Annotated in this window: 19 protein-coding genes and 1 riboswitch; of the genes, 9 read left to right on the top strand and 10 right to left on the bottom strand. The window is 70.6% G+C overall.

Translation table 11 applies throughout. From position 1 onward, the window contains the following. Positions 1-58: 58 nt before the first annotated feature. On the top strand, positions 59-295 hold the full coding sequence (locus tag AHIS1636_RS03470; protein WP_262104071.1) for an RNA-binding S4 domain-containing protein: 237 nt from the start codon (positions 59-61) through the stop codon (positions 293-295). A 59-nt stretch (positions 296-354) separates the two neighbouring features. On the opposite strand, the gene AHIS1636_RS03465 is transcribed toward AHIS1636_RS03470, so the two are convergent. Continuing rightward, entirely contained in the window at positions 355-1,005 is a 651-nt protein-coding gene (locus AHIS1636_RS03465; protein ID WP_264794421.1) for an alpha/beta hydrolase, read from the bottom strand. 74 nt (positions 1,006-1,079) lie between these two features. After that, complete coding sequence (locus AHIS1636_RS03460) at positions 1,080-2,141, bottom strand: alpha/beta hydrolase (RefSeq protein WP_264794420.1); 1,062 nt, start codon at positions 2,139-2,141, stop codon at positions 1,080-1,082. A 153-nt stretch (positions 2,142-2,294) separates the two neighbouring features. On the opposite strand from AHIS1636_RS03460, the gene AHIS1636_RS03455 reads away from it, so the two are divergent. Further along, on the top strand, positions 2,295-3,149 hold the full coding sequence (locus AHIS1636_RS03455) for an SGNH/GDSL hydrolase family protein (RefSeq protein ID WP_373875778.1): 855 nt from the start codon (positions 2,295-2,297) through the stop codon (positions 3,147-3,149). Positions 3,150-3,155: 6 nt separating this feature from the next. Next, complete coding sequence (locus tag AHIS1636_RS03450) at positions 3,156-4,343, top strand: winged helix DNA-binding domain-containing protein (RefSeq protein ID WP_264794419.1); 1,188 nt, start codon at positions 3,156-3,158, stop codon at positions 4,341-4,343. 38 nt (positions 4,344-4,381) lie between these two features. Here AHIS1636_RS03450 and metX read toward each other — a convergent pair whose 3' ends face one another. Both metX and AHIS1636_RS03440 read right to left on the bottom strand, forming a co-directional pair. Then, positions 4,382-5,509, bottom strand: a complete 1,128-nt coding sequence (gene metX, locus AHIS1636_RS03445) for a homoserine O-acetyltransferase MetX (RefSeq protein WP_373875777.1) — start codon at positions 5,507-5,509, stop codon at positions 4,382-4,384. 33 nt (positions 5,510-5,542) lie between these two features. Beyond that, positions 5,543-6,862 (bottom strand): bifunctional o-acetylhomoserine/o-acetylserine sulfhydrylase, encoded by a 1,320-nt coding sequence (locus AHIS1636_RS03440; RefSeq protein ID WP_264794417.1) that lies wholly within the window; start codon positions 6,860-6,862, stop codon positions 5,543-5,545. A gap of 68 nt (positions 6,863-6,930) precedes the next feature. After that, positions 6,931-7,045: riboswitch (SAM riboswitch) on the bottom strand. Positions 7,046-7,155: 110 nt separating this feature from the next. Here AHIS1636_RS03440 and AHIS1636_RS03435 point away from each other — a divergent pair. Both AHIS1636_RS03435 and AHIS1636_RS03430 read left to right on the top strand, forming a co-directional pair. Continuing rightward, positions 7,156-7,797, top strand: a complete 642-nt coding sequence (locus AHIS1636_RS03435) for a VOC family protein (protein ID WP_264794416.1) — start codon at positions 7,156-7,158, stop codon at positions 7,795-7,797. Between the two features lie 235 nt (positions 7,798-8,032). Next, positions 8,033-8,599: a type IV toxin-antitoxin system AbiEi family antitoxin domain-containing protein gene (locus AHIS1636_RS03430; protein ID WP_264794415.1), complete on the top strand. Its 567-nt coding sequence runs from the start codon at positions 8,033-8,035 to the stop codon at positions 8,597-8,599. Positions 8,600-8,822: 223 nt separating this feature from the next. On the opposite strand, the gene AHIS1636_RS03425 is transcribed toward AHIS1636_RS03430, so the two are convergent. Continuing rightward, positions 8,823-9,602: a CPBP family intramembrane glutamic endopeptidase gene (locus tag AHIS1636_RS03425; RefSeq protein ID WP_264794414.1), complete on the bottom strand. Its 780-nt coding sequence runs from the start codon at positions 9,600-9,602 to the stop codon at positions 8,823-8,825. A gap of 195 nt (positions 9,603-9,797) precedes the next feature. Here AHIS1636_RS03425 and AHIS1636_RS03420 point away from each other — a divergent pair, with 195 nt between their 5' ends. After that, positions 9,798-10,397: a TIGR03086 family metal-binding protein gene (locus AHIS1636_RS03420; RefSeq protein WP_264794413.1), complete on the top strand. Its 600-nt coding sequence runs from the start codon at positions 9,798-9,800 to the stop codon at positions 10,395-10,397. A gap of 20 nt (positions 10,398-10,417) precedes the next feature. Here AHIS1636_RS03420 and AHIS1636_RS03415 read toward each other — a convergent pair whose 3' ends face one another. From AHIS1636_RS03415 to AHIS1636_RS03395, 5 genes are read right to left on the bottom strand one after another with little or no spacing between them, the layout of a single operon-like run. Then, positions 10,418-11,647 carry an amidohydrolase family protein gene (locus AHIS1636_RS03415; protein WP_264794412.1) on the bottom strand — a complete coding sequence of 410 codons (1,230 nt, stop codon included), beginning with the start codon at positions 11,645-11,647 and terminating at the stop codon, positions 10,418-10,420. Next, on the bottom strand, positions 11,644-13,062 hold the full coding sequence (locus AHIS1636_RS03410; protein ID WP_264794411.1) for a formimidoylglutamate deiminase: 1,419 nt from the start codon (positions 13,060-13,062) through the stop codon (positions 11,644-11,646). The genes AHIS1636_RS03415 and AHIS1636_RS03410 overlap by 4 nt, the downstream gene beginning before the upstream one ends. Continuing rightward, a complete protein-coding gene (locus AHIS1636_RS03405; protein ID WP_264794410.1) occupies positions 13,059-14,258 on the bottom strand; it encodes an allantoate amidohydrolase in 1,200 nt (399 codons plus the stop codon). The genes AHIS1636_RS03410 and AHIS1636_RS03405 overlap by 4 nt, the downstream gene beginning before the upstream one ends. A 10-nt stretch (positions 14,259-14,268) precedes the next feature. Further along, positions 14,269-15,948, bottom strand: coding sequence for a urocanate hydratase (gene hutU, locus AHIS1636_RS03400; RefSeq protein WP_264794409.1), 1,680 nt, complete (start codon positions 15,946-15,948; stop codon positions 14,269-14,271). Positions 15,949-15,979: 31 nt separating this feature from the next. After that, the gene (locus AHIS1636_RS03395; protein WP_264794537.1) at positions 15,980-16,678 is read right to left on the bottom strand and encodes an IclR family transcriptional regulator; all 699 of its coding nucleotides are present in this window, start codon (positions 16,676-16,678) and stop codon (positions 15,980-15,982) included. 182 nt (positions 16,679-16,860) lie between these two features. On the opposite strand from AHIS1636_RS03395, the gene AHIS1636_RS03390 reads away from it, so the two are divergent. From AHIS1636_RS03390 to AHIS1636_RS03380, 3 genes are read left to right on the top strand one after another with little or no spacing between them, the layout of a single operon-like run. After that, positions 16,861-17,889: an ABC transporter substrate-binding protein gene (locus AHIS1636_RS03390; protein ID WP_264794408.1), complete on the top strand. Its 1,029-nt coding sequence runs from the start codon at positions 16,861-16,863 to the stop codon at positions 17,887-17,889. 55 nt (positions 17,890-17,944) lie between these two features. Further along, a complete protein-coding gene (gene hutH, locus AHIS1636_RS03385) occupies positions 17,945-19,558 on the top strand; it encodes a histidine ammonia-lyase (RefSeq protein ID WP_264794407.1) in 1,614 nt (537 codons plus the stop codon). Positions 19,559-19,616: 58 nt separating this feature from the next. Continuing rightward, positions 19,617-20,705, top strand: a complete 1,089-nt coding sequence (locus AHIS1636_RS03380) for a sialate O-acetylesterase (RefSeq protein WP_264794406.1) — start codon at positions 19,617-19,619, stop codon at positions 20,703-20,705. The last annotated feature ends 2 nt before the right edge of the window (positions 20,706-20,707 follow it).

The following is a 20,707-nucleotide window of genomic DNA, read 5'->3' as shown; positions in this document are numbered from 1 at the left end:
TCACCCTATCGCCCGGCGCGTGGCTCCCCGGGAGTGCGCGACACGGCATGATGGAACCATGGCTGCCGACGATATTGACGGAATTGAAGATGTCCACATTCGAGACGAGATGATCCGCCTGGGCCAGCTGCTGAAGCTGGCCAACCTGGCCGAGGACGGCCTGCAGGCCAAGGAGTTCATCGAGGACGCCCAGGTCCAGGTGAACGGCGAGACCGAGACCCGCCGCGGCCGGCAGCTCCACCCCGGAGACACGGTGAGCTTCGGCGGGCGAACGGTGCGCGTCGCCCGCGGCTGACGGAACATTAACGACGGCGAGGGGACGTCTTGAGCCGTCCCCTCGCCTGTGTCCTGCGGCTACTTGGCGTTGAGCACCTTGTAGGTCAGGAACTCCTTGACGTGTGCCAGCTCCTGGGCGTTGATCCCGTGGCCGGTGCCAGCGTAGAGCACCTTGGTCAGGTTGACGTTCTCATTGAGCCAGGCGTGCGTGTACTCGATCTTGTCCGGCGTGATGACCTGGTCTGCCTGGTCGCGGCCCCAGAACACGGCGGGCTTGAGCGACTTGACCGCTTCGTCCTGGAAGAAGGCGTCGCCGTCGGCGGGGACGACGAAGCCGGACAGCCCGACGACGGCGGCGATCTCGTCCGGGCGGTGGCGCATGACGGAGGTAGCCACGGCCATGCCCATGGAGAAGCCGAGCACCGAGACGCTGGAATGCTGGTCCTTGACGGAGTCGAGCCAGCCCCACACGTCCGCCACGGCGCTGGTCACCTTGTCCACGGAGAAGTCGGGCTCATGCATCAGCGGGAACCAGCTGAAGCCCGGACCCAGCGCAACCGGCGCGCGCACGGCGGCAACGGTAAACTCTTCTGGAAGGCCGGGAACCAGGCCCATGAGGTCCTGTTCGTTGGAGAGGTAGCCGTGGAAGAGCACGAGCAGCGGCGTGCCGGCGCGCTCGGCCTCCGGCTTGGACCAGACAACGACGGGCTTGTAAGTAGTTTCGGTCATGCCGCCATCATCCCACAGAACTACTTGAAGCTTCAAGTTAGCTCGCGGGGCGTCCCCGCCCTTCCGCGGCGGGGCTAATGCGCTCCCTCGGCCGCTTCGATATGGGCGGTCAGCTCGGCCAGGAATTCGGCCGGATACTCAAGGTGCGGCGAATGCCCGCAGTTGGGCAGCACTACCTCCCGCGAACTGCCGCCGGCGGCCGCATACTCCTCCAGCAGGGCGCGGGTCTGAGTGACCATTGGCTGCGGCGGCGCCACGTCTTCGCCGGGCCAGCCCGGGATGATGCCGGCTTTGCCCAGCTGGTTGACATCGAAGAACGACGCGTCCGAGACAATGGCATCCGCGTCTCCGCGGATCCACAGGACGGGCGGCTTCTCCGCCAGTCCGGCGAGGGCGCCGACATTGAAGTACCCGGGCGCCATCGCATTCGCTATGCCCCGCTTGCCCGCCGCGAAGCCCGGCCAGTTGTCCGAGGGCACCGAGTCGCCCGGGTAATGGTCATCGCCGGTTCGGGTGCTGAGCATCGAGTCCACCCAAACACCCTCGAGCGGGGAGCTAAAGCCCGCGTGCACGTAGGCCGAGCGGTAGACGTTCAGCGGCGACGTCGGCGCCTCGGCGCTCCGGTCGCCGGCACGCAGCCGGGCCACAAAATCCGGGTTTACTCCCCCGCCCCCGCACCCGGCGTCGTCGTCGGTGAGCCGCCGGCCCTCGGGGCCTGCCGTGCCGCCGAACCCGTACGGAGGGACCGGCGCCTGCAGCGTGATCGAGCGCGCCGGGTGCTCCAGTGCGTACTGCATCACGACGCCGCCGCCCATGCTCCAGCCGACCAGGTGAACCGAGGCCAGCCCCAGGGCCTCCCGGGTGGCGGCGAGGTCATCGCTGAAGTCGCCGAGTCCCCTGGTGGCATCGACGGGCGCCGGGTCGGTCTCCCCGAATCCGCGCAGGTCGACCGCGATGACCCGGTAGTTCGCCGGCAGCCGGAGCATCAGCTCCTGCCAGAAGAGCGCCGACGAGACGTTGCCGTGGACCAGGAGCACCGGTATTCCCCCGGGACTGTCCCCTTGCCGTTCCAGCACGTTGACGGCCAGCCGGTCCGTGGGCAGTAGGCGGGCAGTGATGCCGTCGAGCAGCGTCATGGTTCCTCCCGAGGGCTTGGCGGCGGCCCCCGTCGGCCCCCGTGGACCCCCACATTAGCGCCGCTCCCGCCCGGGGCGCCAGCATTTTCCTGAAAGGCGATTCAGGTATTTGGCCAACCGTTTCGGTGGCAAAGTCCGCAGGCCGGAGAGACCATGGTGCTTGTGACCAACCTGAGCCGTGCCGAACGATTGTCTTCTCCGGACTCCGCTGCCGACCATCCGTGGAGCCGCTTCGTCGCGATCGGCGATTCCTTTACCGAAGGCATCGGCGATCCCGACCCCGGCAGCCCCGGCGGCCACCGCGGCTGGGCGGACCGGGTGGCAGAGGAACTCAGCCGCGGCCACGCCGACTTCGCCTACGCCAACCTGGCCATCCGCGGCCGGCTGCTGCAGCAGATCATCGACGAGCAGCTGCAGCCGGCGCTGGACCTGTCGCCTGACCTGATTTCCATCTGTGCCGGCGGCAACGACGTCATCCGGCGCAGCGGGGACCCGGATGCGCTGGCCGAGAAAATGGACGTCGCCATTGCCAAGCTGGCCGACTCGGGGGCCACGATCGTGCTCTTCACAGCCCCGGATATCGGCGACACGCCCGTCATCGGCAGCGTCCGCGGCAAGGCCGCCATCTACAACGAGAACCTGCGCACCGTGGCCGCCCGGCACGACGCGATCATCGCCGATATGTGGGCGCTGCGCCAGCTCAAGGATGCGCGGATGTGGGCGCCGGACCGGCTGCATTTCTCCCCGCTGGGCCATCACACGGTGGCAGCGATGGTGCTCGACGCCCTGAATGTCCGGCACACGCTGCACCCCGAAATCCCGAAGCCGCTGCCGCCGAAGCACTGGCGGACGGCCCGGGCCGAGGACCTGGTCTGGGCGCGGCAGCATCTGGTCCCCTGGGTGCTGCGCCGGCTGCGGCACCGGTCCTCCGGCGACGGCATCTCGCCGAAGCGTCCGACGGCGGGCCCCATTTTCGGCCCGGGCATGCCGCCGGGCGCGGCCGAGTAGCGCCGGATGCCGGGGCCGCTGACCTCCGCTGCGATTCCGCGCCGGCGGCTGCTGGCCCAGCGGCTCTGGGGCCCCGGAGCCGCGGACGCACCCGCCGCGGTGAAGGCCCTGCTGGCTGTCCAGGCCCAGGAGTACGCATACGCGCGCTGGTCCCTGGCCCAGCGGTGCGCCGGTCCGGGGAAGGACGACGCGGGGGCCGTCGACTCGGCCATCGAGGACGGAACCATCCTGCGCACTCATGTACTTCGACCGACCTGGCACTTCGTGCACCGAGGGGACCTGCGCTGGCTGATGATGCTTTCCGCCCCGCGGCTGCGGGCCGTCAACAAGTCGCGGGACGGCCAGCTGGGGATCGACGCCGAAACGGTGCGCCGCAGCAACGAGGTGGTTGGCGCCGTCGTCGCGGGCGGCCGGCACGGTACCCGGGAGGACCTCGCCGGCGCCTTGGAACGGGCCGGACTCCTGCCGGACACCGGAGAGAAACTCATGGGCTCCCCGCTGCGCAACCAGCGGCTGGCCCATCTGGTCTACCACGCGGAGCTGGACGAGGTGCTGGTCAGCGGCGTGCCACGGCCGGCCTCCGGCGGCACGGTGCGGCAGACCTATGCCGCCTTCGACGAGCGTGTGCCCCGGCTGCCCTGCGGCTTCGACCGGGACGCGGCGCTCGCGATGCTGGTCCGCCGCTACTTTTCCGGCCACGGCCCGGCCATTGTCAAGGACTGCGCGCTGTGGTCCGGCCTGACGCAGTCGGACGTCCGGCGCGGACTCGCGGTTGCGGCCAGCTGCACTGACGGTGCCGCCGCTGTTGAGTCTGCCGCGGTCGACGGCCACGAATTCCTCTGGTTCGACGGCGGCGGACCACCCGCGCGGGGTCCGCGCAGTCCCCGGGTCGACCTGATCCAGTGCTACGACGAATACGTCATGGGCTACACCCCGACCCGTAACTATCTCGGCGGCGCTGCTCCGGCCCCGGCCAACGCGAAGGTGCCCAGCCACGTTGTGCTTTTGGACGGGCGGATGATCGGGAACTGGCAGCACGCGCTCAAGCCGGGCGCCGCCGTCGTCAATCTCCTGCTGCACCGGACGCTGGAGGATGGCGAAGAGCAGGCGCTGCACAGTGCGCTGGAACGCTACCGGACGTTCCTCGCCCGGCCGCTGAGCGCGAACATCTCCGTGCGCGCCCCCGCGAGATAGCGGCCTCCGATGCCGGCTCGGCCGGCGGTGGCGCGAACCTAGCCGCGCGGGAAGAAGCTGGCGCTGAGTTCGTCGTGCAGCTGGTGGATGTCCGTCAGGAAGCCATCATGGCCGGTCGGCACCTGGATCATGTGGACCTTCACGGGGTTGGGCAGGGCCGCGGCGAGCTGCCGCGACTGCTCCGGGAAGTACAGCCGGTCCGAGTCGACTGCGGCGACCAGGAACTCGGAATCCACTCCGGCCAGCGCCTCGGCGACCGAACCGCGTCCGCGGGCCACGTCATGGCTCATCAGGGCCTCCGTCATGTGGATGTAGCTGTTCGCGTCGAAGCGGCCGGCCAGCTTGGTGGCCTGGTGGTCCAGGTAGCTTTCCACAGCATAGCGGCCGCGGCCGGCGGCGGTGACGCTGCCGAAGGGCTGCTCCGTGCCCTGGGCGTTGCGGCCGAAGCGGTACTCGAACTCCGGCTCGGAGCGGTAGTTGATGTGCGCGATCCGGCGGGCAATGCCGAGGCCGTCCACCGGGGCCTGGCCCTCGTAGTAGTCGCCGCCGTTGAAGTTCGGGTCGAGCCGGATGGCCAGGACCTGTGCCTGGGCGAAGGCGATCTGCTCGGCCGTGCTGGCGGCGCCGCAGGCAATCACGGCGCAGCGGGCCGTGCGCTCGGGATAAGTCGCGGCCCATTCAAGCGCCCGCGCCCCGCCCATGGAGCCGCCGAGGACGGCGTGCCAGCGGCGGATGCCGAGCAGGTCCGCGAGCCGGGCCTCGGCATGGACCGAATCACGGATGGTGACCATCGGAAAGCGGGAGCCCCAGGGACGCCCGTCGGGAGCCGGCGAGGCCGGGCCGGTGGACCCGTAGCAGCCGCCAACCATGTTGGCGGCCACCACGAAGTATTTGTCCGTATCGATGGTGGCCCCTGGGCCCACCAGCGGATCCCACCAGCCCGGCTCGTCGGAATCTCCACGGGCAACATGCGTGCTGCCGGTCAGGGCATGCTGGATGAGCACGGCGTTGGAGGCATCCTCGTTCAGGGTGCCCCAGGTCTCATAGCCGAGGACAACCTCCGGCAGGTAGCCGCCGGTCTCGAATTCCAGGGCTCCGATGGATGCGTGGCGCAAGATGCCGTCCGCTGCCGTGTTCAGCACTTCCTGTGGTTGCAATGTTGTCAAAGTGATGCCTGTGGTTCCTTCATCTCAAAGCGCCTAGGCTGCGCCCTTGGCCGCGCGGAAACCGGCTTCCAGGTCCGCGATGATATCGTCGATGTGTTCAATGCCGACGGCGAGCCGGACGAGGCCCGGAGTGACGCCGGCGGCGACCTGGGCCTCGGGCGACAGCTGCGCGTGCGTGGTAGACGCCGGGTGGATCACCAGCGAGCGTACGTCGCCGACGTTGGCCACATGCGAGTGGAGTTCCAGTCCGTCGACGAAGCGCTTGCCGGCTTCGAGCCCGCCGGCGATCTCGAAGGCAATGATGGCCCCGGTTCCCTTCGGGCCGTACTTGCGGCCGCGCTCATACCACGGGCTGGAAGGCAGCCCCGCGTACGCAACGGACTCGACGGCGTCGTTCTTTTCCAGCCAGTGCGCCACCTGCTGCGCGTTGGAAACGTGCCGCTCCACGCGCAGGCTCAGGGTCTCGAGGCCCTGGGCGATGAGGAAGGCGTTGAACGGCGCCACGGAGGAGCCCAGGTCGCGCAGCAGCTGGACGCGGGCCTTGAGGATGTAGGCCAGGTTTGCGCCAAGCGCGCCGCCGACGCCGAGGTCGCGGGCGAAGACCAGGCCGTTGTAGCTCTCGTCCGGGGTGTTGAAGCCCGGGAACCTGTCCGGATCCGTGGCGAAGTCGAAGTTGCCCGAGTCCACGACGACGCCGGCGATGGCGCTGCCGTGGCCGCCCAGGTACTTGGTGGCGGAGTGCACCACGATGTCCGCGCCCCATTCGATCGGGCGGATCAGGTACGGGGTGGCCAGGGTGTTGTCGACGATCAGCGGCACGCCGGCCTCGTGGGCGACGGCGCTGACGCCCTCGATGTCCAGGACATCCTGGCGCGGGTTCGAGACGACCTCGCCGAAGAAGGCCTTGGTGTTCGGCTGCACGGCCGCGCGCCACTGGTCCAGATCGTCCGGGTCAGCTACGAAGGTCACCTGCACGCCGAACTTCCGCAGGGTGTTCTGGAGCAGGTTGTAGGTGCCGCCGTAGAGGCTCGGGCTCGCGACGATGTGGTCCCCGGCCTCGGCCAGGTTCAGGATGGAGAACGTGGACGCGGCCTGGCCGGAGGAGAGCAGGAGCGCGCCAACGCCGCCTTCGAGGCTGGCGATGCGGGTTTCGACGGCTTCCTGCGTGGGATTGCCGATCCGGGTGTAGATAGGCGCCAGCTCCTGCAGCGCGAAGCGGTCGGCCGCGCTGTCGGTGCTGGGGAAGACGAACGACGTGGTCTGGTAGATCGGCAGCGCCCGGGCTCCGGTTGCCGCATCCGGCTCCTGGCCGGCGTGGATCTGACGGGTTTCGAATGACCAGTTGTTGGACATAACTGCAACTCCCTCGCTGATATGAAGGGGTCAGCACTGCGCCCGCCGGTGGCGTGGCTGCAGGTTGCGACCCGCGCTTGCTTCACGCCTGATGGCGGAAACCAGGTCTTCACCCGGGGCACCCCACCGCGGTTGGAGGGTTGCCGGCCAGCAAGCCGGGGCTCGATGCTGGCGCTCATGACCTGTATCAAGGTTCGGCGAAGGCCTTCGGATCGGCAAGTATGTGACGGTGTGTGAATGTCCCTTAGGTCACCCTAAGTCGAGAGGCACATCACAAAATGTCAAGATGAGTTATGCGTTTCGACCACGTTTCCTATGCATGTGAACCCGATGGCCTGGCTGCCACCACCGAGCGTATTGCCTCGGCCCTGGGCATCGAGGCAGTCAAGGGCGGGGTGCACCCCCGCTTCGGTACCCGGAACATGATTTTCCCCCTGACGGACCACCACTATCTCGAGGTCGTCGAGGTCCTGGCGCACCCGGCGTCGGACAAGGCACCCTTCGGACAGGCGGTGCGCGCCCGGTCCGAGGCCGGCGGCGGCTGGATGGGCTGGTGCGTCGAAGTTGACGACCTGGCGCCCTTCGAGGAGCGGCTGGGCCGCAATGCCGTCCCGGGCAACCGCAAGTTCCCGGACGGCCGTGAGCTGACCTGGCAGCAGATCGGCATCAAGGGCCTGATCGCGGACCCGCAGGTGCCGTACATGCTGCGTTGGGACGAAGGCACCGAGGACCTGCACCCCTCCAAGGCCTACGAGGCGACCGCCAAGCTGATCGGCCTGACGATCGCCGGCTCGTCGGCCCGCGTGGCGGACTGGCTGGGCACCCCGGTCGACGCGCTCCTGGACGATGTCAAGGTCGCGTGGACGGCGCCGAACGGCACGCCGGGCATCATGTCCGTGCGGTTCGAGACGCCCAACGGCATCGTCGAACTCTAGCAACGGCGTCGTCGGGGATCTGACTACCGGCCCCCCGCGCCCTCATACCCGGCGCCCCGCGCCCCTCTATGCAGGAGGCTCCGTTTTGGTTGCCTTGCTCCGCTTCGAGTTGGAGCGAGGCGACCAAAGCGGAGCTTTTGCTTTCCGGCCTACACAGCTGCGTCGAGATGCCATGGGATCCACAACGCGTTCATGACCATGCCCGGACGATGTTGCCTGGCGGCAGTCTGTGAACATGCGGCTCATCTACACGCGGGACATCGAGATTGCGGGCCAGGACCGGCATGCTTTGGCGGCAAGAGTTGGAAGCGGAGAGCTCATCAGGCTGCGCCGCGGCGTGTATGCCGAGGCGGCGCCCTTTGAACAGCTGCCGCGGTGGGAGCAACAGCGGATCCGCATCGACGCTGTCATCGGGACCAGCAGGAGGGACCGGGCCCTGATCCGACAATCCGCCGCCGCGATTTGGGGCATCCCGGTTATCCGCCAGCCGGTCGACGATCCGCAAGGCAGCAGAGTCGGAATCCTGGACTTCTATTGGCCGCTGCAAAACCTGGCGGGCGAGTTCGATGGAGCGGTCAAATACTCCCGGGACGCATACCTGAAGGGCAACGCCCCGGCAGGCGCGGTTGTCCGGGAGAAAAGGCGCGAGGACCGCATCAGAGCAACCGGGATCCAGGTTTCCCGCTGGATGTGGGATGACATCTGGCAGTCGGATTCCACCGAGCCGGCCTGTTTGGTGTCCATCCTTCACCGAGCAGGCCTACGGCAGGATCGCTGGAGCAATTACTGGACCAACATGTAGCGACGTCTTCGTCCGCGGCCTCCCGCTGCTCCGATTTGGGCTGTTGCTCCGTTTTGGCTGCGTGGCTCCCGCTCGAGCTGGAGCCATGCAGCCAAAACGGAGCGGGTTGGGCGGGGCGAGTCGGGTGCGCGAGTGCGGGGTAGGCGGGTGCGGGGTCGGTGGGCAGGGTCGGTGGGCGGGTGCGGGGTCGGTGGGCAGGGTCGGGGTGGGCGAGGAGGGGTGGTCAGGTGCCGATGCCGATGGCGGGGCCGAGGAGGGCGTAGCCGACGAAGCCTGCGATGTCGAGGAGGGCGTGGGCGACGACGAGCGGCATGACGCGCCGGGTGCGGGTGTAGGCGTATCCGAAGATGAGGCCCATCAGGAAGTTGCCGACGCCGGGCCCGATCCCCTGGTAGAGGTGGTAGCTGCCGCGGATCGCGGCGCTGGTGAGGATGACGGTCCAGGTCCCCCAGCCGAGCCTGGCCAGCCGGTCGAACAGGTAGCCGACCATGACGACTTCCTCCAGGACAGCGTGGCGGAGGGCGGAGAGGACGAGCACGGGAACCGTCCACCAGTACTGGTCGAGGGCGGCCGGGACCACCGCCGTCGTTATTCCCAGGGCCCGTCCGGCAGCGTAGACGCCTAAAGTGCCGGCGCCGATCAGGGCGGCCAGTCCGAAGCCGAGGCCGAAGTCGATGCCCGGCCGGGAGAACGTGAAGCCGATCTTCCGGAAGGCGGTCTTGCCGGGCGAGGTCATCAGGAGCACCACGAGCGCCACCGGCATGAGGGCGAAGAAGATGCCGAGCAACTGGTAGAGCAGGTCGAAGAACTCGCGCTCGTTGAGCACCGGGTTCAGGGACGTGGTCTGCGAGGCCAGCGGGCCGCGGGTCATTTTGTCGGCCAGGTTCACGATGGAGTAGACGGCGGACTGGCCCAGCGATAGGCCGAGCACGATCAGGACCTCGTACCTGTAGTACTTGCGGGTGCGGGGCATCGCCTCGGTCGTCACGGTCTCGCTCTGCATGGGTCTATCTTGCCAAGCCGGCGGCCATGGGGCGTGCACGCGGCGCAGGCCGTGCGTTGAGGCACGTGCGGCGATCCGTCCGGGCACCTGGACAGCGCTCATTCCGGGCGCCGGCCGGGTGTTGGGCCCCTTGCGGCCTGCGTGGCCCGCGTCCACACTGGAGCAACGGCACGCGAGCGTCCAGGGAGGACCGGCATGATCGACCTAGTTCCGGCAGCGCGCGAAGTTGCCATGTTGGCCGTCGGCATCCAGGACCGGCAGCTGCACGCTGCGACGCCGTGCGAAGGAAAGACCGTCGGGGACCTGCTGGACCATTTCATGGGTCTCACCGTCGCCTTCCGCGATGCGGCGACGAAGGCTTCCCTGGACGCCGGCTACGATGACCGGCTGCAGGGCACACCAACGGACATGTGGGGCTCCGCCGAGCGGCTGGATCCGGATTGGCGCCGGCTGCTGCCGCTCCGGCTGGATGAGCTGGCGGCGGCATGGGCCGATCCCGCGTCGTGGGAGGGCATGGCGCGGGCCGGCGGCGTCACCTTGCCCGCCAATGTGATGGGGCTGGTCGCCCTGGACGAGCTGGTCCTCCACGGGTGGGACCTCTCCCGCGGCACGGACCAGCCGTTCAGCTGCGATCCGGCCAGCCTGAAGGCCGTCCACGGTTTCGCCTTGCAGTCGGCGGAGGATCCCGCCGCCCGGGAGGGCCTCTTCGGGCCGGTGATCGAGGTGCCGGAGGATGCGCGGCTGCTGGACCGTACCCTGGGCCTGGCAGGCCGCGACCCGGGCTGGACGCCGTAGCCGCCGGGCCGGACGGGGCCTCAGACAGCCCGTTCGCCCGCCCGCCACACGGCCGCGGTCATCGGCATGCCCGGCCGGTAGGCCAGGTGGGTCGCGGACGGGGCGTTGAGCAGGTGGAGGTCGGCGCGGTGTCCGACGGCGATCGATCCCACCGCCCGCAGCCCGTCCTCGTCCGGGCCAACGTGCCGGCCCAGCGCGAGTGCGCCGCCGTAGGTTGCCGCACGGACGGCCTCCTGCACGCTCAACCCCATCTGCAGCACGGCCGTGGCCACGCAGTAGTTCATCGAGCTGGTGTACGAGGTGCCGGGATTGCAGTTGGAGGCCAGCGCGACTTCGACGCCGGCATCGAGCAGGCGCCGGCCCGGGGCCAGCGGCTGGCGGGTCGACAGGTCGCAGGCCGGCAGGCACGTGGCGACGGTGCCGCGCTGCCCCGTCCCGCCGCGTGTGTCCCAGCCGGACCACGTGCCCGCGAGCGCGTCCACGTCGTCGTCGTTAAGGTAATTGACGTGGTCGACGCTGGCAGCGCCGAACTCCACCGCCAGCCGGACCCCGGGCCCCTCGCCCAACTGGTTGCCGTGCACCCGCAGGCCCAGCCCGGCGTCCCGGCAGGCCGCGAGCACCCGGCGCGACTGCGCCTCGGTGAACGCGCCGCGCTCGCAGAAGACGTCCGCCCACTGCACGTAGGGCCGCACCGCCGCCAGCATGCCGCCGCAGACCAGGTCCGTGTACTCGTCCGCGTCCATGCCGGCAGGCACCAGATGGGCGCCCAGGTAGGTCACCTGGTCCGCCACGGTGGAGGCGATCCGGGCGCTGCGGGCCTCCTGCTCGATGGAGAGCCCGTAGCCCGTCTTGGTCTCCAGGTAAGTGGTGCCACCGGCGACGGCCTCCGCGGCGCGGCCGAGCAGCAGCCGGGTCAGGTCGTAGTCGCTGGCGCCGCGGGTGGCGGCGACCGTCACCGCGATCCCGCCGGCGGCGTAGTCCTGCCCCGCCATCCGCGCCTCGAATTCGGCCGTCCGGTCCCCGGCAAAGACCAAGTGCGTGTGCGAGTCCACCCAGCCAGGCAGCACGGCGCGGCCCTCGGCGTCGAACCGCGCGTCCGCGTCCGGGGCGCCCGCGGCGGGGCCGAGCCAGCTGATCCGCTCCCCCTCCATCACGACGGCGGCATCGCGCAGCACGCCCTCCGTGCCCCGGGCGGGATCCACGGTGGCAAGCTCCCCGATGTTGGTGATCAGCGTCGAAGGCCCGGTCATGCCGAAACGCCGTCCGCCGCGGAGACCGAAGGCTCGCCGTGGCGGCCGACGGCGCGTGCGCCCGCGGCGTCCACCCGCTCGATCGCCGCGGCGAGGAGGCGTGCGGGGTCGCCCAGCGTGGCGTGTATGCCGTGGCGCGCGGCCAGGCGCCCGCTCACGACGACGGCGGTGACGTCCTGCGCGGTGGCGGTGAGGGCCAGCTGGTCGGGCCGGGAGCCGACGGTGCGCACGCTGGCAGGGTCCACCGCCATCAGGTCGGCGTAGCTGCCCGGCCGGAAGCCCGCGGATTTCCGTCCGAGTGACAAGGCGCCGCTGTCCGTGGCCGACTGGTGGAGGTCCTCGGGCCGGAACCAGCCGCGCTGGCCCGAGCGCAGCCGTTCGCCGTGTTCCAGCGCGCGCATCTCCAGCCAGGGGTCGACGACGGCGTGCTGGTCCGTGCCGAGGGCGATCCGGGCGCCCGCGTCGCGCAGCTTCGCGGCGGGGCCGATCCCGTCCGCCAGGTCCGCCTCGGTCGTCGGGCACATCACGATGGTGGCGTGGGCGCGGCCGAGCAGCGCGATGTCCGCCTCGGTCAGGTGCGTAGCGTGCACGGCGCTGAGCCGGTCGGTGAGCAGTCCGTGCCGGTGCAGCAGGGCCGTCGGCGTCATGCCGGTGGCCTGCTGGCACGCCTGGTTCTCGGCGGGCTGCTCGGACAGGTGGATGTGCAGCGGCAGGTCCGCCGGAAGCTGTTCGGCGATGTCCGGCAGCGCCTCGGACGGCACCCCGCGGACGGAGTGCAGGGCCGCGCCGACGGTGACCTGGTCCGGCCCGAACTTCCGCGCCACCGTCTCGCGCAGCGACTGCAGCCGGGTCAGCCATGCCTGCGCATCGGCGTCCCCGAACCTGGCCTGCTCGGGCGCCAGCGGCTGGCCGATGCCGCCGGCCAGGTAGCAGGTGTCGAGGAGCGTCAGCCGGATCCGCGCGTTCACCGCCGCACGGGCCAGCGCGAGCTCCATGGCATGTTCGCCGCCGGAGTCCGGGCCGTAGGGCGTGCCGTCCGGCCGGTGGTGGACGTAGTGGAATTCCGCCACGCTGGTGAAGCCGGCGACGACCATCTCGGCGAAGACCGCCGTGGCCAGCTGCTCGTAGACCTCGGGCGTCAGCGCGCCGGCGGCCTTGTACATCTGCTCGCGCCAGCTCCAGAAGCTGCCCACGCCCATGTCGTGGGTGCGGCCGCGCAGCACCCGATGGAAGGCGTGCGAGTGCGCATTCGCCGCCGCCGGGAACACCACTCCGGACAGCCGGACGTCGGCCGGCTCCGGCTGCGCGCCGGTCCTCATCCGGGTCACGATCCCGCCCTCGTCGACTTCCAGCCGGACCCCCTGGAGCACACCGCGCCCGCGGATCCAGCCGGCCTCGCACCAGACGCCGCTCACAGCAGGGCCTCCAGCACGTCCGCGAGCGCCTCGGCGCCGGCATCGGCGTCCGCGTCCTCCACGTGTTCCTCGGGGGAATGCGAGATGCCGGTCGGGTTGCGGACAAAGACCATGGCCGACGGCGCAAAGCCCGCCAGCACGCCGGCATCGTGTCCCGCCCCGGTGGCCAGCACGGGGGCGCCGGGCAGGGCGTTGCCGACCTGCCGCTGCAGTGCCGCGTCGAACTGCACCGTCCCGCTGAAGGACTCCTCGGTGAGCGTCGCCGTGCAGCCCTCGAAAGCGGCGATTTTCTGCGCCTTGCCGTGGATGGCCTCCACCAGGCCGGCCGTCACCTCGTCGTCGGGATGCCGGACGTCCAGCCAGAGGTCCACGCGGGAGGCGATGACGTTGGTCCCGCCCGGCACCGGCTGGAGCCGCCCCACCGTGGCCCGCGCGTCCCGGCGGCCGGCGGCGACCTGCCGCACGGCCAGCACGATCTGCGCCGCGGCGACCATGGGATCCTGCCGGTCCTCCATCAGGGTGGTGCCGGCGTGGTTGCCCTGGCCGTGCACGCTCAGCTTCCAGCGGCCGTGGCCAAGGATGGAACTTCCGACGGCGACGGCGGGCCCGTCCTCTCCGAGGCCGCGGCCCTGCTCGACGTGCAGTTCGATGAAGTCCCCGATCCGCCCGAGCGCCTCCTCGTCCCGGCCCAGCAGCCGGGGATCCAGCCCGTTGCGGCGGGCCACGTCGGCCAGGGTATTGCCGTCGTCGTCGCTCAGGTTCCTCGCCCTGTCCGCGTCGATGGCGCCGGTGAGCAGCCGTGAGCCGAGGCAGGCGACGCCGAACCTGGAGCCCTCCTCCTCGGGAAAGACCGCCACGGCCAGCGACCGGTTCGGCTCCACGCCGCGTGCCTTGAGCACGTCCACGGCCACCAGCGCCGAGGCGACGCCCAGCGGCCCGTCGAAGGCCCCGCCGCCCGGGACCGAATCCAGGTGGCTGCCGGTGACCAGGGCGCCCCGCTGGGGTTCGCCCCACCAGGCCCAGAGGATGCCGTTACGGTCGGTGTCGACCGCCAGCCCGCGGCGTCCGGCCTGCTCGCTGAACCACGCGCGCAGGTCCAGTTCGGCCGCGGAGTAGACCGGCCGGGTATAGCCCCCGCGCACAGGGTCGCGTCCGACGTCGGCAATGGAGTCCAGCAACGATGTCACGGTGTCCATGGGCACTACCCTACTCACCCATCGGGATGCGCACCCCGCGCTCGGCGGCAACCTCCGCGGCGCGCTCGTAGCCGGCGTCGACGTGGCGGATGACGCCCATGCCGGGGTCGTTGGTGAGCAGGCGCTCCAGCTTCTGCGCGGCGAGCTCGGTGCCGTCGGCCACGGAGACCTGCCCGGCGTGGATGGAGCGGCCGATGCCCACGCCGCCGCCGTGGTGGATGGAGACCCAGGTGGCGCCGGAAGACGTGTTGACCAGCGCGTTGAGCAGCGGCCAGTCCGCGATCGCGTCCGAGCCGTCCGCCATGGCCTCTGTTTCCCGGTACGGACTGGCGACCGACCCGGAATCCAGATGGTCCCGACCGATCACGATCGGCGCCGAGACCTTGCCTTCGGCCACAAGCCGGTTGAAGAGCAGGCCCGCCTTGTGCCGCTCGCCGTAGCCGAGCCAGCAGATGCGTGCGGGCAGGCCCTCGAACTCGACGTGTTCGGCGGCGGCGTCGATCCAGCGGTGCAGGTGCTCGTTGTCCGGGAAGAGCTCCTTGATCGCCTGGTCCGTGACCCGGATGTCCTCGGGGTCGCCGGAGAGCGCCACCCAGCGGAACGGGCCCAGGCCCTCGCAGAACAGCGGGCGGATGTAGGCCGGCACGAAGCCGGGGAACTCGAAGGCCCGTTCGTAGCCGCCCTTGCGGGCCTCATCGCGGATCGAGTTGCCGTAGTCGAACACCTCGGCGCCGGCGTCCTGGAACTCCACCATCGCCTGCACGTGCCGGGCCATCGACGCCTGCGCCTTCTTGGTGAAGCCGGCCGGGTCCGCCTCGGCCTCGGCGCGCCAGTCCTCGAACGCGATGTCTTCGGGCAGGTAGCTCAGCGGGTCGTGGGCGGACGTCTGGTCCGTCACGATGTCGACGGTCAGCTCGCCCGCCCGGTGCCGGCGCAGCAGCTCGGGGAAGACCCCGGCGGCGTTGCCCACGTAGCCCACGGAGAGCGGACGCTTCTCCTCCTTGGCCTTCAAAACCTTTGCGACGGCGGCGTCAAGGTCCGTCTCCACCTCGTCCAGGTAGCGCTTGCCGGCCCGGCGGCGCAGCCGCGACTCGTCGACGTCGACGATTAGGCAGGCTCCGCCGTTGAGCGTCACGGCGAGCGGCTGCGCCCCGCCCATGCCGCCGCAGCCGCCGGTCAGGGTCAGCGTGCCGGCGAGCGTCGAGCCGAACTTCTTCGCTGCCACGGCGGCGAAGGTTTCGAAGGTGCCCTGCAGGATGCCCTGGGTACCGATGTAAATCCAGGAGCCGGCGGTCATCTGGCCGTACATCATCAGGCCCTCGGCCTCGAGCCGGCGGAACTCCGGCCAGTTGGCCCAGTCCCCCACCAGGTTCGAGTTGGCGATCAGCACCCGCGGGGCCCACTCGTGGGTGCGCAGCACGCCGACCGGCTTGCCGGACTGGACCAGCAGGGTCTCGTCCTTCTCCAGGGTTTCGAGGGTGCGGATGATCGCGTCGTAGGCTTCCCAGCTGCGCGCGGCACGGCCGGTGCCGCCGTACACGACCAGGTCCTCCGGCCGCTCGGCGACCTCGGGATCGAGGTTGTTCATCAGCATCCGCAACGGCGCCTCGGTCTGCCAGCTCTTGGCGGTCAGGGCCGTGCCGCGGGGCGCGCGGATGGAGCGGGAGGAATCGTGCCGGGTGAACGTCATGGTGTCGAACTCTTTCTGTCCGTCGGGGCTGTCAGGAGGCGAACGGTGCGGTGGCGGCGGCCGGATCGACCACCGTGGGGTTGGCGAAGAGGCGGCCGGCTTCCGCGGCGACGAGTTCGCCGAGCGACCGGGCTGCCTCCTCGGTGGTCCGGTAGCTGGGTGCGACGATGCTCAGGGCTGCCACGACTTTGGATCCGGCCAGGACCGGCGCGGCCACCGCGGTGATGTCCGGCTCCACCCCGTTGGCCACGATGGCGAACGACCCCGGCTCCACGCCGCCCGCCAGGGCCTGGCCGGCGGCGCTGCCGTCCAGCGGGAAGGTGCGGCCCACCCAGTTGACGTGCCGGACCGTGTGCGTGCCCTCTTCGATGGCCAGGTACAGGCCGTGGGCGGGTCCGGTGGCAACGCTCAGATAGGCCGATTCGCCGGTCCGCTCCACCAGGGCCCGCAGCGAGGCCCGGCTCGTCGCCACCAGCGACTCGTGGCTCAGGGCCTGCACGCCCAGCTGCACCATCCGGAAACCCGGCCGGTAGAGCCCGTCCCCTCGCTTCGCCACGAACCCGCTGGCCTCGAGGGTGCGCAGCAGCCGCAGCGCCGTGCTGGCCGACAGATCGACTTCCTTGGCAGCATCGGCGAGCTTGACGCCGTCGCGCTCGCAGACCACGCGCAGCAGGCCGAGGGCGCGGTCTGCTGCGCGGGTGGTGGCATCGGGCCCGTTGGCGGCGGCCATGGTCACGCTCCGGATTCTCGTGGATTTCGTTGCACTCAGTAAAACACCCATTTCATTGTCCGGCAATACTTCAGGTCGAAAAGCATTGACGCGGGACCGCTCCCTCTGTACCTTTCAGTTAGCAGTTCGACGTTTTACAGAACGAAATACCCCTACCGCCCTACGGCACATCGGGAGAACACATGTTGACACAGCCCCCGGCCTCCAAGTCCCTCCGCCGCCGAGCCGCCAGGACCACGGCGGCCGCCGCAGCAGCCGCAGCCGCCCTGGTATTGGCGGGCTGCGGCGGAGGCAGTCCGTCCTCCGGCGATTCGGCTCCCGCGGAGGGCGGCGAAGGCGCCGGGAACCTGGAACAGGTCAGCGTCGGGCTCATCCCCATCACCGACGTCGCCCCCGTCTACCTGGGCATCCAGGAGGGCTACTTCGAGGAGGAAGGGATCGACCTCGAGGTCCAGCTGGCGCAGGGCGGGGCCGCCATCGTGCCGGCGGTCATGACCGGCGAGTACCAGTTCGGCTACTCGAACGCCGTCTCGCTGCTGGTCGCCCAGGACAAGGGGCTTCCGGTGTCCGTCGTCTCCAACGGCTCCAGTTCCACGAACGAAGCCGGGGCCGACGTCACGGAGGTCGCCGCCATGCCGGACAGCGGCATCAAGGACGCCGCGGACCTGGCCGGAAAGACCGTGGCCGTCAATGCCCTCAACAACTTCGCCGATGTCACCATCCGCAACTCGATGGAGAAGGCCGGCGCCGATCCGCAGAGCGTCGACTTCGTCGAGATGCCCTACCCGAACATGCCTGCCGCCCTTGAGCGCGGCGACGTGGACGCCGCCTGGACCACCGAGCCGTTCCGCACGCAGATCCTGGACGCCGGCGGCACGATCGTCGCCAGCCCGATGACCGACCTGGCGGACAACTTCGATTCCGCCTTCTACTTCGCCTCGCGCCAGACCCTGCAGGAGAATCCGGAACTCGTGGACCGCTTCCGGCGGGCGCTGGCCAAGTCCTTCGAGTTCGCCGCCGCCAATGACGACGAGGTCCGCACCGTCATCCAGGACTACGCGAAGATCACACCCGAGCTGGCCGGCGAGGTGGAGATGTCCAAGTGGCACAAGGACGTCAACATGGACGCCCTCGAGAAGCTGGGCACCGCCGCCCGGACGTACGGCGTCCTCGAAAAGGAGCCCGACTACCAGGCCCTGATCGCCGACTAATTACCCGACCCGGGACGCGCACCCCTTCCCCTGCCCGCAGCATCCGAAAGGCACCATGACCACGCCCGCTACCCCTCCGGCCCCCGCCACCCTCCCGGCTCCGGCCGCCGTCACAATCTCCACCGGTCCGCTCTCCCCCGCCGACGTGGTCTCCGTCGCCCGCCACGGGGCCCGGGTCGAGCTCAGCGACGCTTCGCTGGCGGCGATGGCGGCCTCGCGCGCCGTGATCGAGGCCCTGGTCACGGACGACAAGCCGCACTACGGGGTCTCCACAGGCTTCGGTGCGCTCGCCACGCGGCAGATCCCCATCGAGCAGCGGACCCAGCTCCAGCGCAGCCTGATCCGCAGCCACGCCGCCAGCTCCGGCGCCGAGGTGGACCGGGAAGTGGTCCGCGGGCTGATGCTCAACCGGCTGGCCACCATGGCGACCGGCCGCACCGGGGTGCGTCCCGCCGTCGCGCAGGCCTATGCCGGCATCCTCAACGCCGGGATCACGCCCGTGATCGGCGAATATGGTTCGCTGGGCTGTTCCGGTGACCTCGCGCCGCTGGCCCACTGCGCCCTCGCCCTGATGGGTGAAGGCCAGGTGCGCATGCACGACGGCGGTCTGGTGCCGGCCGCGGAGGCGCTGGCGGCCGCTGGACTTGAGCCGGTGGAACTGCGGGAAAAAGAAGGCCTCGCGCTGATCAACGGCACGGACGGCATGCTCGGCATGCTGCTCATGGCGGCGGACGACCTGCACCGGCTGCTGAAGACCGCGGACCTCGCAGCGGCGATGAGCATCGAGGGCCTGCTCGGCACCGACGACGTGCTGGCCGAGGACCTGCACGCGCTGCGCCCGCACCCGGGGCAGATCAGCGCGGCGTCGAACATGCGCCGGATCCTGGCCGGCTCGGACCTGATCGCGCGGCAGAAGGAAGCCGGCGGCGAGGGGCACCGCTTCACCAGGGTCCAGGATGCTTACTCCCTGCGCTGCGCCCCGCAGGTACACGGCGCCGCCCGCTCCACCCTGGCGCACGCCGAGTCCGTCGCCGGCTACGAACTGGCCTCGGCGATCGACAACCCCGTGGTCACCGTGGACGGCCGCGTGGAGTCGAACGGCAACTTCCACGGCGCCCCGGTCGGCTACGTGCTGGACTTCCTGGCCATCGCGGTGGCGGACCTGGCTTCCATGAGCGAACGCCGCACCGACCGCTTCCTGGATGCCGCGCGCAGCCACGGGCTGAACGCCTTCCTGGCCGGCGACCCCGGCGTGGACTCCGGCCACATGATCGCGCAGTACACCCAGGCCGGCATCGTCTCCGAGCTCAAGCGGCTGGCCAACCCCGCCTCGGCCGATTCCATCCCGTCCTCGGCGATGCAGGAGGACCACGTCTCCATGGGCTGGGCCGCCGGGCTGAAGCTGCGTCGGGCGGTGGACGGGCTCACCCGCGTGCTGGCGGTCGAGCTGCTGACCTCGGCCCGGGCCCTGGACATGCGCGACGGCGGCGTCGACACCTCCCGCAGTGCGACCGCCATCACCGCGGCCCGGCGCCGGATCCGCAAGGTCGTCGAGGGGCCGGGTCCGGACCGCTACCTGGCCCCGGAGATCGAAGCCGTCCGTGCACTTGTCTCGGCCGGGACGATCCTGGAGGCGGTCGAGCAGGAGCTGGATTCGCCGCTAGACTGATTCCCGTCTCCGGCCGGCAGCCCTAGCGCCGGCCGTCGCTGCGCGGGAGGGGCGCTTCGTGGAACCAGAGAAGTCCGAGCCGGCCGCAGAGGGCGGGCAGAGTCCCAGCCGCCGCACGCTGCTGCGGCGCGCCGTTCCCATCATCGCCGTCGGCCTGGGCGCCGGGACGGCAGGCGCGGCCGCGACCCACGCCGCCACGGGCGCCCCGGGGATCCCGGGCGGCGGGCTGGCCGCAGCCCCGTCGGACGAAGACATCGCCCGGCTGGTCGCCGACCCGTCCTCGGCCACCCACCGCGCCCTCGCGGAACTCCTCCGGCCGGCCGCCTCGGACAGCCGGGCCGCCGGCCTCCCCGCCCCGGACAACGGCCGCGCCGATCCGCGCAAGGCAGGCGCCGACGTCGTGCTCCTGGTCGGCCAGTCCAACATGCAGGGTGCCGGGCTGCCATACGATCCCGCGCTCGACATCGGGTTCGACGGCGTCGAACAGTTCGCCGGCTCGGGGCCGCACGCGGGCAAGGTGCTCCCGGCCGAGGACTCGCTCTTCCACGTCACCCAGTACCTGTTCGGCGGATCGCCTGCCGTCGGGCCGGGGATGGAGTTCGGCCGCCAGCTCTGGCTCCACCAGGAGGCGGACCGCAAAGTCCTGCTCGTGCCGGCCGCCCGCGGCGGGACCGGCTTCACGGGCAACGCGGACTACAGCTGGGACCCGGATAACAAGGCCGCGGCGGTCAACCTCGCCCGCCGCGCCGCCGACGCCTGCGCCCGCGCGCTGGCGCTGAACCCGGCCCACCGGCTCGCGGCGATCCTCTGGCACCAGGGCGAGGCGGACGCCATGGCCGGGGCGGACGAGCGGTGGTACCGGCGGAAGCTGCTGCAGCTAGTCGACCTGTTCCGGGCGGAGTTCGGACCGGTGCCGTTCCTGGCCGGCGGGATGGTGCCGGAGTGGGTCGCGGGCAGCCCGTCGGCGCGCGGCATCGACCGCGTGCACCGCTCGATCGCCTCGGAACGGCCGCTGGCGGCCTTCGTCGAGGGGCCGCAGGGAGCCGCGACGGCCGGCGACATCATCCACTACGACGCCGCCGGTGCGCGCGAACTGGGCCTGCGCTACTTCCGCGCCTACGGCAAGCTGACCGGCGGCCTCAGCTAGCG

Origin of the sequence: Arthrobacter mangrovi, from assembly GCF_026011795.1 — a bacterium.
GTDB classification, from domain to species: Bacteria; Actinomycetota; Actinomycetes; order Actinomycetales; family Micrococcaceae; genus Crystallibacter; species Crystallibacter mangrovi.
This window is presented reverse-complemented; position numbering and strand designations above follow the sequence as displayed.

Bases quoted from the DNA above. Each gene is read 5' to 3' on its own strand.
- AHIS1636_RS03470 (WP_262104071.1), top strand. From the start codon at position 59: ATGGCTGCCGACGATATTGACGGAATTGAAGATGTCCACATTCGAGAC.
- AHIS1636_RS03465 (WP_264794421.1), bottom strand. From the start codon at position 1,005: ATGACCGAAACTACTTACAAGCCCGTCGTTGTCTGGTCCAAGCCGGAG.
- AHIS1636_RS03460 (WP_264794420.1), bottom strand. From the start codon at position 2,141: ATGACGCTGCTCGACGGCATCACTGCCCGCCTACTGCCCACGGACCGG.
- AHIS1636_RS03455 (WP_373875778.1), top strand. From the start codon at position 2,295: ATGGTGCTTGTGACCAACCTGAGCCGTGCCGAACGATTGTCTTCTCCG.
- AHIS1636_RS03450 (WP_264794419.1), top strand. From the start codon at position 3,156: ATGCCGGGGCCGCTGACCTCCGCTGCGATTCCGCGCCGGCGGCTGCTG.
- AHIS1636_RS03440 (WP_264794417.1), bottom strand. From the start codon at position 6,862: ATGTCCAACAACTGGTCATTCGAAACCCGTCAGATCCACGCCGGCCAG.
- AHIS1636_RS03435 (WP_264794416.1), top strand. From the start codon at position 7,156: ATGCGTTTCGACCACGTTTCCTATGCATGTGAACCCGATGGCCTGGCT.
- AHIS1636_RS03430 (WP_264794415.1), top strand. From the start codon at position 8,033: ATGCGGCTCATCTACACGCGGGACATCGAGATTGCGGGCCAGGACCGG.
- AHIS1636_RS03425 (WP_264794414.1), bottom strand. From the start codon at position 9,602: ATGCAGAGCGAGACCGTGACGACCGAGGCGATGCCCCGCACCCGCAAG.
- AHIS1636_RS03420 (WP_264794413.1), top strand. From the start codon at position 9,798: ATGATCGACCTAGTTCCGGCAGCGCGCGAAGTTGCCATGTTGGCCGTC.
- AHIS1636_RS03415 (WP_264794412.1), bottom strand. From the start codon at position 11,647: ATGACCGGGCCTTCGACGCTGATCACCAACATCGGGGAGCTTGCCACC.
- AHIS1636_RS03405 (WP_264794410.1), bottom strand. From the start codon at position 14,258: ATGGACACCGTGACATCGTTGCTGGACTCCATTGCCGACGTCGGACGC.
- hutU (WP_264794409.1), bottom strand. From the start codon at position 15,948: ATGACGTTCACCCGGCACGATTCCTCCCGCTCCATCCGCGCGCCCCGC.
- AHIS1636_RS03395 (WP_264794537.1), bottom strand. From the start codon at position 16,678: ATGGCCGCCGCCAACGGGCCCGATGCCACCACCCGCGCAGCAGACCGC.
- AHIS1636_RS03390 (WP_264794408.1), top strand. From the start codon at position 16,861: ATGTTGACACAGCCCCCGGCCTCCAAGTCCCTCCGCCGCCGAGCCGCC.
- hutH (WP_264794407.1), top strand. From the start codon at position 17,945: ATGACCACGCCCGCTACCCCTCCGGCCCCCGCCACCCTCCCGGCTCCG.